The sequence below is a fragment of the Comamonas sp. 17RB genome (genome assembly GCF_030056555.1).
GTDB classification, from domain to species: domain Bacteria; phylum Pseudomonadota; class Gammaproteobacteria; order Burkholderiales; family Burkholderiaceae_C; genus Comamonas; species Comamonas terrigena.
In genome coordinates this window covers 1-12,681 of record NZ_JASHHY010000014.1, presented here as the reverse complement: position 1 = coordinate 12,681, position 12,681 = coordinate 1, and the positions used below count along the sequence as shown (strand labels likewise).

Below are 12,681 nucleotides of genomic sequence, written 5' to 3'. Positions count from 1 at the left end.
GCGTCCCCCTCAACCTGAAGGAAAGGACATCACCATGGCCCTCTTGCAACGCTCTCTGATCGCCACCGCCACCGCTGCTGCACTGGCCGGCGCCTTCACCCTGCCCGTGTGGGCACAGAACACCGCCGCACCCGCAGCCCCCACGGCCCAGACCGCCCCTGCCCACCCCCACCAGGCGGGCCGCCCTGCCCTGGACCCCGCCGCCATGCATGCCCAGCACATGGAACGCGTCAAGCCCTTGCTGCAGCTGACCGCCGCCCAGGAAGGTGCCTGGAAAAAGTACGTGGAAGCCACCCGCCCTGCAGAGCGCAAAGCGCCTCGCATGGACCGTGAGGCCTTCAGCAAGCTGACCACGCCCCAGCGCATTGACCAGGCCCAGAGCCTGCGCAAGGAACGCAACGCCGCCATCGAGCAGCGTGAAAACGCCACCAAGGCCTTCTACGCCAGCCTGAATCCGGCGCAGCAAAAAGCATTCGATGTGGCCATGCCCATGCACGGCCACGGCCATGGCAAAGGTCCTGGCATGCACCGCGGCGGTCCCCGTGGCGAAGGCCATCCCGGCATGGGCCACCCCGGCATGGGTCAGCCTGGTCAGACAGCCCCCGCTGCGGCGCCCGGCGCCTGAATCGGTTTCGGTTGTGCGCCATCCCGGTTGCCCAGCCGGGACTCCACCCTCTTCAGCAGGCCTTGTGCCTGCTTTTTTTATGCCTGCAGTTTTGACCCGGAAGCCGCAGGCCCGCCATACATGTGCCCCATGGCCGCATGTGCCGCCTATGCGGCACATTCCGGTTTTTTCCCGCGCAGCACACCCCACACAGCGCGAAAAATTCTTTTCACCTTCCCGCCCCTGGCACGGACCCTCTACGGACCCGCTTGCCGCCACCACGGGCCCGCCCCCTTGGTGACAGCGATGCACCGCCAGGACGCTCGGGCCAGCTCTGCCACGGCGCATGCAGCTGCCGGCTCCGTGTCCGGCATCCGCCTGGGGCAGAGGTTCTATATAAAACAACAACTTATCCAAAGAAAGTAACTCAGTTACCTGGTTTGGCGACATTTCAAACTTTCGTAACCGAGTTACATCCGGTGGGGAGCCCTCTCCCACCGCACCGGGAGGCCTGTTTCGGCGGGTTGGAGCCTGTTCGAGCGCTTTCCAGGCCTGTGGACAAGCATGGGCAGAAAAAAAGAGCAACTTGGCACTTATCCACTGGCTGGAAAGTTTTTTTCAGCTTGTACCCAATCGGGTGACAGCGGCAGCCCGGTGCCAACCACATGCTTGAACAATCTCCAAGCCATTGAAATACAAAGAAAAAGAAGACTTTTCCACAGAATCTGGCGGTGCTTACTATGACTACTAATTTTAAAAATTAAATATAGGAACAACATCTGCGCGCAAAGTTTGCGCGGTTTTTCATGCCTTCCAGTCCGTTTGCGTTTTTTTCAATCCACTTTTCCATCGTTTCTGGAGCCCAGCAGATTGCCAACACCGAAGTGGCAGATTGTTGGTAAACCTTGGTTTTTCAGTTATTCACATCAAAATTGATAGCTGTATCCCTTTTGTTTTCAAAAAAAATCTCTTAAAACTACGTGACATCAGAGGGAAGGTCACTCTGTGGACAAGTTGACTGGAAAAAAAAGGTTTTCCACAAAAATCCAGGGATGTGTGCAGTTGTCCCCGTTGCAAGGACAGCAGAACTTGTGCATGACCCACATGTTTTTCCACCATGCAAGCCCTTGAAAAAGCATGGACTCAGTGGGTTATCCACAAAAAAACCGGTGCTTTACTACTACGACTAATTTATTTCATTGAAATAAAGAAGAAGTCATAGAGAGGACTCCCAGCTCGGGGCTCCACAAAGGGCATGACCGCACGGAAAGCCCCGGTTTTCGAGGAACGGCAGACGGCCGTGCGCTGAAAAGCGGCATACTTCGCCGCGTGCGCTGCATGGGGTTGAAAAGCGTTTTTCATCCGAATCGGCGTGACCATGCCGCCGTTTCTTTGGACATTCAGCGGTTTTTATCCACAGAAAGTTATGCAAGGCATGGGATAACTGGACAACTTGCCTCTGAAAACCGGAATGTTCAAAAAAATTCAATGACCCTGGCGCAGCACTGTCGGCCGATCCGTGGCCGCAGGGACACGGCTGGGATGCGGAGGCAGGACGCGTTGAAAAAGCAGTTGTGCACAGCCCATGGCGGGCATGTGCATGGTGAGGATGGTGGGAGGCGCGTGCGTTTTCCTGATGAAAAAACAGGCAGGGGTTGATCCAGGTGCACGCACCGGGCACAGCCGTTCTTCGCGCCGCTGAACCGGCCTGCACATGGTGTGGCCAGGCCACGCATGCGGTGGCCCCTTCTGCGAGGGGCGCAGGAGGCTGCCAGACCGCGCTAGGCTGCGCGCTTGGCCAGGGTGAACGGTGGCAGGCCCTTGAGCAGCTGGGCGCCATAGTTGGTGGCAACCAGGCGCTTGTCGTAGCAGTAGACATGGGCCTGGTCTTCCTCGGTGCGGATGGCACGGCCCACCCATTGCGCCAGGCGGATGGCGGTGGCTGGCACCACCAGCTCGTTGAAGGGGTTGCGGCCACTGGTACGCAGCCACTCGGCACGGGATTCGCCCACCGGGTCATCCGGCGGGGCAAACGGCAGCTTGGTGATGAACAGTGATTCGCACAGTGCGCCGGGCAGATCCAGTCCCTCGCCAAACGACTGCATGCCGAAGATGATGGAGGGCAGGCCCGACTCCACCCGGCTGCGGTGGTCGGACAGCAGCATGGTGCGTGGCATGGCGTTCTGCACCAGCACGTAGCTGCGCATGTGGGAGGGCAGGGCGTCCACGGCCTGGCGCATCTGCTCGCGGGAAGTGAACAGCACCAGGGCGCCGGCCTGCACCAGCGCCAGGTCGTTCAGCAGGGCGTCCACCATTTCGGCGGTGAAGGCCTGGGCTTCCCGCGGGTCGGCATGGGTCTGGTGGGCCACCAGCGTGCCCTGGGCGGCATAGTCGAAAGGGCTGGCCACCTCCAGCGTCTGCACGCTGGCGTCGCCGTGCAGGCCGGCTTCGCGCAGAAAGAAATCGAAGCCGCCGCAGCTGGTCAGGGTGGCCGAGGTCAGCACCGCACCGCGGACCTGGCTCCACAGGTGGTGGCGCAGCGTGGCGCCCGGCAGGATGGGGCTGGCATGGGCCTTGACGACGATGTAGTCGCCATCGATCTCCAGGGTGAACCACTTGGCATTGGGTACGGCATTGGGTACCTGGGCGCTGCCGTCGGCCTGCATCTCGGGTTGCTGGCTCAACAGCTGGGCCGTGTCGTGCACCGATTCCAGGCGTGGCGCCAGGGTGCCCACCTGGGCATACAGGGCGGACAGGCGCTGGGCTTCCTCGGGCTTGTCCTTGATCTCGGCGCGCAATGCCTTGGAAATGGCCCGCAAGGCGTCCAGAAAGCCGGTGGCGTGGTGCATGACCTGCGCCAGGGGGTTGATCAGGGGTTCCGGCAAAACGCCGCGTGGAGCCCGTACACGGGCCGGGCCCCAGCTGTCTTTCTGGCCCTTCAGTGCGTCGCCGTAGATCTCCATCACCAGGCAGGCCAGATCCGTCAGGTGCTGGCGCAGGCCGGCACTGTGGCCGGGCAGCTCGGCGATTTCCTCCACTTCCATCAGCTGGCCCACGCGCAGGGCCCGGCTGGTGAGCTTGTCGATCCACTGCAGGCGGCTCAGATCCATCTCGCAGGCGAACTGGGAGAGGGCGGTCTGCGGCAGGTGGTGGGCCTCGTCCAGCACCAGCAGGCAGTTGTCCAGCTCGGGCAGCAGACGGGCGCCCAGTGAGGACAGCAACAGATCGTGGTTGGCCACGATGACCTGGGCCGCCACCATGTCCTTGCGGCGTTCGTAGTAGGTGCAGCTGCTGAACACGGGGCAGTGCTTGCCGGTGCAGCTGCTGCCTTCGGCGGCCACGGGGCTCCAGGCTTCGGGCTCGGGCGGGGTTTTCAGGCTGTCGCGGTCGCCATCCCATTCGCCGGTGGCCAGGGCGTCGGCCATGCTGGCATAGAACTGCATGCGCGCCTCTTTTTCGGCCGGCGGCCGGGCCTTGCGCTGGGCCGCTTCTTCTTCGGCAAAGAGGTCATCGGCTTCATCGCTGTGCTCACCGGTGCTGGACAGCCGCTCGAGCTTGAGTTTGCAGACAAAACGCCCACGCCCCTTGGCCAGCGCAAATTTGAAAGGGACCGGCATTTTCTGCGCCAGGGCCGGCAAATCCTTGTTCACCAGCTGTTCCTGCAGCGCCACCGTGGCGGTGGAAATCAGCACCCGCGTGCCACGTGCCAGGGCGGTGCTGATGGCGGGCACCGAATACGCCAGTGACTTGCCCACCCCGGTTCCGGCCTGGACCACGGCGATCGATTTTTTTGGCTCCGGAGCGCCTTCCTCGATTTTGCCCAGCTGGGCCTGGGCGAACGTGCGCGCCACCTGATCGGCCATGCGCCGTTGGCCGTCACGGCTGCGGAACCCGGGGATGGATGCGACAACGGAATCGAACGATTCAAGGGCCAGCGCGGCCCATTTTTCCTGGCTCATGGAGGGTGTGGAGAGCGGTCTTGCGGGGGGAAACCGGTGTTTTATATGAATAAATACATGGATATGTAGTGGATAAGATGTGAAATCTTATGAATAAACACTACAAATACCGTATTGCAGGCTGTATGCGGGTGAGCCCTGCATGCCATACAACGCAGCCGGTATCCGGCCGCATTCACCGATTGTCGCAGCCTCGCGGCACATGTGGACAAACGCTCTCTAAATCCCTGCCGCACCGCTGCCTGTCAGCCTGTGGGGAGGGATGTTGCAGAGCCTAGCGGCTTGGGACAAGTTTGTGAATAGCCGCTTGATACCTGGGAACAACATTCTCAGGCTGTTGAAAATATCTTTTCATATCAAACAGATGTTGTGCACAGGTTGGGGGCGCATGGTTATCCACACGCCGGGGACATGCCCGGTTCATTCAGGGCAAAAAATTATCCACAAAATGGTGCAAGCGGGTGTTCACATCTTGTGTGGAAAAGCTGGCGTGCTGGTGTGGCTCAGCAGGGTGAAAATCCGCGGGGAAGGGGCGCTGAAAAGCGGTTTTCAATGCGTTTTCAGTTTCCGGCAACGGCAGACCATGGCCGCTGTGCAACTTGCCTGCCAAAAAGGCAGTCGGGAGTGCATGTAACAGCACGCTTATCAAAAAAGATAGCGTCTGATAGATATTCAGTAAGGATTTGATGCGGAAGTGGCTGAAAAACATGTTTCAGCTGTGGCAGGATCAAAATTTTCAGTTTGTATGATTTCATATGAAACCATACAAAACGGTCTGCATCGGGGCGGGATATGGCAGGGCCAGAGCGGTCCTGCCCCCGCGAAGTGGCCTGCGGCCGCACCGGCCATGCGGTTGGCGGTCTGCGCGTGTCGAGGATCCGTGACCCAGGGAGGGGTCAGCCACCCTTTCCCAAGGGCGGCAAGGGGCTGGCGCTGGAGGCCGGCACCGTGGTGCGGGCGCTGTTCATCACCATCGACAGCAAGGTGTAGTAGCCGTTGACGCCGATCAGGTCGACCACCCCTTGCTCGCCCCACAGGGCAACGGCCTGGGCCCAGGTGGCGTCGCTGATGCCCTGGTGGCGGTGCAGCTCGGTACAGAAGGCGTAGAGCACGGCTTCGTCCGGCTGCAAGGCGCCGGGAGTGCGGCCCAGGGCGATATCGGCCAGGGCCGCAGGTGCAATCCCTTCACGTTCTGCAATGGGCGCGTGAATGGCCCACTCCACCTGCTGCGACCAGTGGCGGGCCGTGATGCAGATGGCCAGCTCCGACAGCCGCAGACCGATGCTGCTGCGAAAGCGCAGGTACTCGCCCATGCGCTGGGCATGGTCCATCAGCTCCGGGCTGCGCAGCAGCGGCACAAAGGGCGAAATCAGTGCGCCGCGCGGTCCATCGATGATGGGTTGGGCCAGGCGCCGCTGTTCGGGCGTCCAGTCACTTTCGGGAATCGGGGGCAGGCGGTCGTTGGAGGGGGGGGACATGGCGGCTTTCGATCGCGCAGACCCGGGACTGCCGCGGGGCCGCGGTGCGGATCTGCTCAGGCAGGAAAAAGCCGACGATAGGCGCAAGGGCCTTGCACCATGGTCACCCAGCGGACGCCGGGAGATCCTTGCCTGCCAACCAGGCATGTCCGGCATGTGGCAGCCACGGCTGCCGAAGCCGCAAGAGCGACAAATAGATGTTGTCCTACAGTTACCAAATGTATTGGCGGAGCCCGCATGTAACAGCCCCTGTCCACAATACCGCTAGCTCTCCTCCACGTCCTGGGCGTCCTGTTGCACGCCAGGGCAGTCCGGGGCATTTCGAAAGTCCTGCATCCATGGCCATTTCCGTCAGCCCAGAAAACGAAGCCGCGACACTGCGCCAGGAAATGGGGCGGTCGCTGACCACGCTGCGTTTTGCCTCGCCGGTGCTGGAGCAGGAATTCACCCAGGAGCTGCGTGTGCAGCAGCGCCGCAGCACGCTGTTTACATTGGGTTTTCTGGGCCTGGTGTGGATCTTCTTCGCGGCCTTTGACTGGTGGCGCATGCAGGCGGTTCTGGGCACCGGCCGGGAACTGCAGTTTGTGCTGGGTGTGATGCTGCAGCGCTGGGTGGTGCTGGCCTGCTTTCTGTGCACCCTGTATGTCTTGCTGCACCCCGGGACCCGGTCCGCCACCCATGAGTTCTGGATCGTGGTGTCTGTGGTGACCTGTGGCTGCGGGGTGGTGATTTCTTCCTATACGGCCAAATCGTTGGGCCTGCCTGAGGCCAGCATCGTCATGCTGCTGACGGTGGTGGTGGCGCTGTACCCGCTGGGCATCCGGCTGCGCAAGGCCCTGCTGGCCGCGGTGGTGGTGTGCGTGATTTCCACGGCTGCGGGGCCGTGGTTGCTGCCGCAGCCCCAGCAGCTGGCTGAGCACTGGCTGGTGGTGGTCATGATGTGGGTCACGCTGGTGCTGTCCGGTGTGACGGCGTATTTCCGCGAGCGTGCACTGCGCCAGCAGTTCGTGCTGCGCAAGCTGCTGGACTGGGAGGCCTGCCACGACCCGTTGACGGGGCTGGCCAACCGCCGGATCTTTCGCGAGCAGTTCCAGCGCAACATGTTGCACGCCAAGCGGGAGAAGGAATCCCTGTTCCTGGCGGTGATCGATATCGACCACTTCAAGCTCTACAACGATCTCTACGGTCACCAGGCCGGCGACGAGGTGCTGCGGCTGGTGGGCAATCTGCTGGCGGACTATGCACGCCGCCCGCTGGATCTGGCCGTGCGGCTGGGCGGGGAGGAATTTGCCCTGGTGGCCTATGACGAAGATGTGCAGTCACTGCGCAAGCGCATGGAAAAGCTGCTGATCGACCTGCATGGGCTGAACCTGGCCCACGATGCCTCGCCCACCGCGCCCTATGTCACCGTGAGCGTGGGCCTGGCCCAGGTGCGCGACGAGGACACGGTGGACACGGTGTTCAAGCTGGCCGACAGCCTGCTGTTCCAGGCCAAGGAACAGGGGCGCAACCAGGTTTGTGGCGTGGCCTCGATTGCCATGCCGGTGATCAACCCGCGCCGTCCCAGCTGGGCACAGCAGGCAGCGGCCATAGGGCCAGCCAGTTAAGCAGCGGCGCGCTACACTGGGCACCTTTTGCTGCGTGTTCGCTCTGGGAACTTTGTGCGAGCGCCGGCCATCCCACTTCGCTGAACTGCTTTTTTCGCTATGCACGCCAACTTTGGCTGGCTGGATGCCCTGATCCTGGGCCTGGTCCAGGGCCTGACCGAATTCCTCCCCATCTCCTCCAGCGCCCATCTGCGCATCCTGGGCCCCTTGCTGCCCGGCCATGCCGACCCAGGCGCTGCCTTCACGGCCATCACCCAACTGGGAACCGAGCTGGCGGTGTTGATCTATTTCCGCAAGGACGTGTGGCGCATGCTGACGGCCTGGCTGGCTTCGCTGCCCGTGATCGGCAGCCGCCGCGCGGGCGAGCCGCTGAACGCCGACGCCAAGCTGGCCTGGCTGGTGATTCTGGGCACCATCCCCATCTGTGTGCTGGGCCTGCTGCTGCGTGATTTCATTGAAACCACCTTCCGCACGCTGGCGCTGACGGCGGTGATGCTGATTGTCTTCGGCCTGCTGCTGGGCTGGGCCGAGCGCCGCGGCAGCCAGACTCGCACGATTGCGCAGCTGGGCATCAAGGACGGTGTGTTGCTGGGCCTGGCCCAGGCCATGGCGCTGATTCCGGGCGTGTCGCGCTCGGGCGGCACCATCACCGTGGCCCTGCTGCTGGGCATGACGCGTGAGGCGGCGGCCCGCTTTTCCTTCCTGCTGGCGATTCCGGCCGTGCTGCTGTCGGGCTTTTACATGCTGCTGTTCAAGCGCGAGCCCATGACACCCGACCAGTGGGGCATGACGCTGGCTGCCACGTTTGTCGCTTTTGTCGTCGGTTATGCGGTGATCGTGTGGTTTATGCGCCTGATTTCACACAAGGGCTTTACATTCTTCGTTGTGTACCGTGTTGTGCTGGGCCTGCTGATTCTGGCGGGCCTGTACTTTGGCCTGATTCAATAACTTTTCACCCTAGGAAAGCTGTAATGCTGCGGCAGGCCACCGCAGCGACCCACCATCATGGAAATTCCGATACTTATCGCCCTCATCCTGCTCAATGGCGTGTTTGCCATGTCCGAGATCGCGCTGGTCACGGCACGCAAGGCAAGGCTGCAAAAGCTGATTGATGAGGGCGACAGCGCTGCGGCTGCAGCGCTCAAGCTGGGGGAAGACCCCACCCGCTTTCTGTCCACCATTCAGATTGGCATCACCTCCATCGGTGTGCTCAACGGTATCTTCGGTGAAGCCGCACTGGCCCAGCCGCTGTCCGTGTGGCTGGAGCAATGGGGCATGCCGGTGAAGTACGCCAGCACCGTCTCCACGGCCGTGGTGGTGGTACTGATCACCTATGTGTCCATCGTCGTGGGCGAACTGGTACCCAAGCGCCTGGGCCAGACCAACCCCGAATCCATCGCCCGCTTGGTGGCCCGTCCCATCAACCTGCTGGCCAAGCTGACCAAGCCGTTTGTGTGGATGCTGACCAGCTCCACGCTGGGCCTGCTCAAGCTGCTGGGCGTGCGCCAAAGCAATGAATCCTCGGTGACCGAGGATGAAATCCATGCGGTGCTGGCCGAAGGTACCTCGTCGGGTGCCATCGAAAAGAACGAACACGCCATGGTGCGCAATCTGTTCCGCCTGGACGACCGCCAGATTTCCTCGCTGATGGTGCCGCGCTCCGATGTGGTGTGCCTGGACATCACGGCCAGCTTTGAAGAGAACCTGGCGCTGATCGAAGAACACGACCACGCACGTTTTCCCGTCACCAGCGGCAGCTTTGAAGATCTGCTGGGTGTGCTCAATGCCCGCCAGTGGATGGCCCATGCGCTCAAGGGCGACCGCGAACTGACGCCCACCAGCGTCTTCCTGGAAAAACCGCTCTACATTCCGGAAACCATCACCGGCATGGAACTGCTGGAGAACTTCAAGAATTCCGGCGCGCCCATGGCCTTTGTGGTCGATGAGTACGGCGTAGTGCAGGGCATCGTGACCGTGCACGATCTGATGGAAGCCATCACCGGCGAGTTCGTCACCGAAGACCCCAGCGACGCCTGGGCGGTGCAGCGCGACGACGGCAGCTGGCTGCTGGACGGCCACATCCCCATCGTGGAGCTCAAGGACCGATTGAACCTGAAGAGCGTACCGGAAGAGGAAAAGGGCCGCTACCAGACGCTCAGCGGCATGGTCATGCTGCTGACCGGCAAGCTGCCCACCGAGGCCGACAAGGTGGTCTGGGAATCCTGGCAGTTCGAAGTGGTCGACATGGACGGCAAGATCATCGACAAGATCCTGGCCACCCGGCTACAGGACAATGTGATCGAGACCTTGCAGGACGAATAAGCGTCCGCATCCCCCGCAAAAAGGCTGCCCGAGGGCAGCCTTTTTTTACATGAGGGGTCCAGGAGGTGGCTGGCGCAGGGCGCCACAGGCGGCGTTCAGGCCGCCGCGTTGCGCGCCCGCAGCGCCGGAATCACCTGGCTGCGCAGCAGCGGAGCCAGGGTGTCCGGCAGCGGCTGGTCCAGTGCCAGCCACTGCACCCCGGCAATCTCGGCCGCGGCCTGTACGGTCTGCTGCAGGGGGGCGTGCGCCACCAGCACATGGGCGTGCACCTGGGTGGCCGCTTCATTGGCGGCGATGGCGCTGAACTGGCCCAGGGGCGCAAAGTCTGCGGCCGCCATGGTGAGCTGCAACTCCTCCTGCAGCTCGCGCACCAGGGCCTGCAGCGGCGTTTCCTCTCCATCGCGCTTGCCGCCGGGCAGCATCCAGGCCTGGGTACCGCGTTTGCGCACGGTCAGCAACTGACCTTGGGTGTTGAACAGGCAGGCGGCGGCGATGTGCAGGTGGTGCATGGGTGGAACGGAACGAAGGGTTGGGAAGGCGGGAAGGGTCCCACAGGCCTCAGAGGCGGGCGTTCTTGTTGCCGTAGGCGCAAAAACCCGGTTTGGGGCCTTTCTTGGGGTGCAGGCGGCAGGTCTCCGGGCGCTGCTCGTACACCGTGCAGCGGCGTGTGGTGGCATCCAGAAAGTTGCAGTCCCCGCTGGCGCGCCGCGCCATGGTGAAGATCTCGTGCTTGGGATTGAAGTGGTCGATCAGGCGCATCTTGGTCAGGCGCTTGGCGATCTGCTTGGGTTCGATGTGTTCGACCTCGAACGGGTCCACCAGGCCCAGGCGCACCAGGTCGGGCAGACGCACCTCCAGCGGCATGGTGCAGCAGTTGGCTGCGCAGGTGTCGCACATGCCGGGCTTGTACTTGCTCCAGGTTTCCAGACGGTCCACGTCCACGATGCGGATGGAGGATTTCATAGGGCTTGGCAGCCAGCGTCCGGGCGCTCACAAAAAAGTGAGCATGCGGTGCGCGCATGGCTTGCAACTCCGTATCAATTGATGGGGATATTTTTCTGGGGCAGGTGCAAGCAGCCCACAGGGAACGAGCGGTGTTTTCCGCCGTCACCGGGCCGTGCATGCCGGAGGCGGCATGGTACCGGGATTGGCCGAAGGGGCCGGGCGCAGGGTTACCGCTGCGCTGTTGCCACCACGGAACGATGCTTCGCGGCTGCTGGCAAGCGTTCACTATGCAGGGTGACTGCACTACCGTTGATCTTTGTCAAGTGCGCCGGGCCACTCCGACGGCGTTGAACGCAACCCTTGCTTACAAGGGCGCGGGGTGGGTTGTGGCGTTTTTGAATGCGATGGGCGATTTCATGCGCCCACTGAATCTTTGCTGCTATGCCTTTTACATGCATTCCACACAATGATTGACATTTGCTGCTGCATAAAAGGTGCGGCATTGGCGTCGGCGCCAATAGTGACTGCAAGGGGATTTCCCTAGGATTGCGCATATTAAGTCGCCAGCGGACCAGGTATTCGCGGCAGTTCCTCAAGCTTATTGAAAGTGATAGATGGCAAGTACTCCCGTGCTGGTGACACAGCTGACAGGCCAGGCCTGGGTTCGTGATGCGGATGGCAATCTCACGCCGTTGCGCCAAGGTATGCGTATTCCCGCCGATGCGGAGGTCGTGACCGCTTCGGGCAGCACCGTGGTGCTGCAGGCCGACGGGCAGCCACCGCTGGTCCTGGGCGAGAACCAGGATGTGGCCTTGAGCCCGGATGTGTTCGAAGACATTCCGGCCGCGGAGGCTGCCGTGCCCACTGCGGTCGATCCGCTGGTGGAGAACCTGATTGCCGCCATCAACAACGGCCAGGATCCCTTGGCCGAGCTGGATCCCACTGCCGCAACCAATGCCGGTGGTGGTGGTGGTGACCACACCTTTGTGCGTCTGGCCAGCGTGCTGGAAGCCACAACGCCGCTGGCGCTGGCTTACCCCCGTCCCGCAAGCGACGTGGTGGAAGACCGCCTGAGCGGTGCGGCCGGCACCACGCTGCCGCCGCTGTACGAAGGCACACTGACCCTGAGCGCACAGCAGCAGGTGACGGAAGGCGGCATGATCATCGTGACCGCCACCGTGGACCGCGCACCCCGCGGGAGCGATCTGGTCATCACGCTCAGGACCGGAGAGGTCATCGTCATCCGGGTCGGCGAAACCTCGGGTTCGGTGGAGATTCCCACCCGTACGGATGATGCCTATGTGCAGGGCACGGACCAGCATATTTTTGAAGTCGGTTCCACCACGGGCGGCGGCTACGATCGTCTGGATACCACCAGCACCACCAGCACCAATGTGGTGGACGACCAGGACCCCACCGAGATCGTGCTCAGCGCCGATACACAGGTGACCGAAGGCGGCAAGATCACGGTCACCGCCACGGTGGACAAGGCGCCCCAGGGCTCGGATCTGGTCATCACGCTCAAGACCGGCGAAACCATCACCATCAAGGTGGGCGAGCTCACAGGCTCGGTGCTCACCGACTCCCGCCCTGACGATGGCTACCTGCAAGGCACACAGGGCCAGCAGTTCGAAATCGCCCAGGCCGAAGGCGGCAATTACGAAGCGCTGGACATCAGCAGCACCACCTCGACCCAGGTGCAGGACGATGCCGACACGGTGACCGTGCAGCTGACGGCCACCACCTCGACCAGCGAAGACGGTGGT

At 62.3% G+C, this 12,681-nt stretch carries 10 protein-coding genes; 5 read left to right on the top strand and 5 right to left on the bottom strand.

The features are described 5' to 3' along the window. Window positions 1–34 precede the first annotated feature (34 nt). Window positions 35–625 carry a Spy/CpxP family protein refolding chaperone gene (locus tag QM470_RS20725; protein WP_283340586.1) on the top strand — a complete coding sequence of 197 codons (591 nt, stop codon included), beginning with the start codon at window positions 35–37 and terminating at the stop codon, window positions 623–625. Window positions 626–2,385: 1,760 nt separating this feature from the next. Here QM470_RS20725 and dinG read toward each other — a convergent pair. The 3 genes from dinG to QM470_RS20710 all read right to left on the bottom strand — a co-directional run bounded on the left by dinG (window position 2,386) and on the right by QM470_RS20710 (window position 6,041). Continuing rightward, window positions 2,386–4,563 carry an ATP-dependent DNA helicase DinG gene (dinG, locus tag QM470_RS20720; protein WP_283340585.1) on the bottom strand — a complete coding sequence of 726 codons (2,178 nt, stop codon included), beginning with the start codon at window positions 4,561–4,563 and terminating at the stop codon, window positions 2,386–2,388. A gap of 424 nt (window positions 4,564–4,987) precedes the next feature. Next, window positions 4,988–5,272 (bottom strand): hypothetical protein, encoded by a 285-nt coding sequence (locus QM470_RS20715; RefSeq protein WP_283340584.1) that lies wholly within the window; start codon window positions 5,270–5,272, stop codon window positions 4,988–4,990. Window positions 5,273–5,459: 187 nt separating this feature from the next. After that, entirely contained in the window at window positions 5,460–6,041 is a 582-nt protein-coding gene (locus QM470_RS20710; RefSeq protein ID WP_283340583.1) for a carboxymuconolactone decarboxylase family protein, read from the bottom strand. A 338-nt stretch (window positions 6,042–6,379) separates the two neighbouring features. On the opposite strand from QM470_RS20710, the gene QM470_RS20705 reads away from it, so the two are divergent. From QM470_RS20705 to QM470_RS20695, 3 genes are all read left to right on the top strand, one after another. Then, complete coding sequence (locus QM470_RS20705) at window positions 6,380–7,648, top strand: GGDEF domain-containing protein (protein WP_283340582.1); 1,269 nt, start codon at window positions 6,380–6,382, stop codon at window positions 7,646–7,648. 99 nt (window positions 7,649–7,747) lie between these two features. After that, window positions 7,748–8,596 carry an undecaprenyl-diphosphate phosphatase gene (locus tag QM470_RS20700; RefSeq protein ID WP_283340581.1) on the top strand — a complete coding sequence of 283 codons (849 nt, stop codon included), beginning with the start codon at window positions 7,748–7,750 and terminating at the stop codon, window positions 8,594–8,596. 57 nt (window positions 8,597–8,653) lie between these two features. Beyond that, on the top strand, window positions 8,654–9,970 hold the full coding sequence (locus QM470_RS20695; protein ID WP_280012976.1) for a hemolysin family protein: 1,317 nt from the start codon (window positions 8,654–8,656) through the stop codon (window positions 9,968–9,970). Between the two features lie 95 nt (window positions 9,971–10,065). Here the strand turns inward: QM470_RS20695 and QM470_RS20690 are convergent, their stop codons facing one another. Then, entirely contained in the window at window positions 10,066–10,479 is a 414-nt protein-coding gene (locus tag QM470_RS20690; RefSeq protein WP_283340580.1) for an NUDIX hydrolase, read from the bottom strand. Window positions 10,480–10,528: 49 nt separating this feature from the next. Then, window positions 10,529–10,933: a YkgJ family cysteine cluster protein gene (locus QM470_RS20685; protein WP_066538451.1), complete on the bottom strand. Its 405-nt coding sequence runs from the start codon at window positions 10,931–10,933 to the stop codon at window positions 10,529–10,531. Between the two features lie 596 nt (window positions 10,934–11,529). Here QM470_RS20685 and QM470_RS20680 point away from each other — a divergent pair. Next, on the top strand, window positions 11,530–12,681 hold a 1,152-nt coding region (locus QM470_RS20680; protein WP_283340579.1), incomplete at its 3' end, for a retention module-containing protein.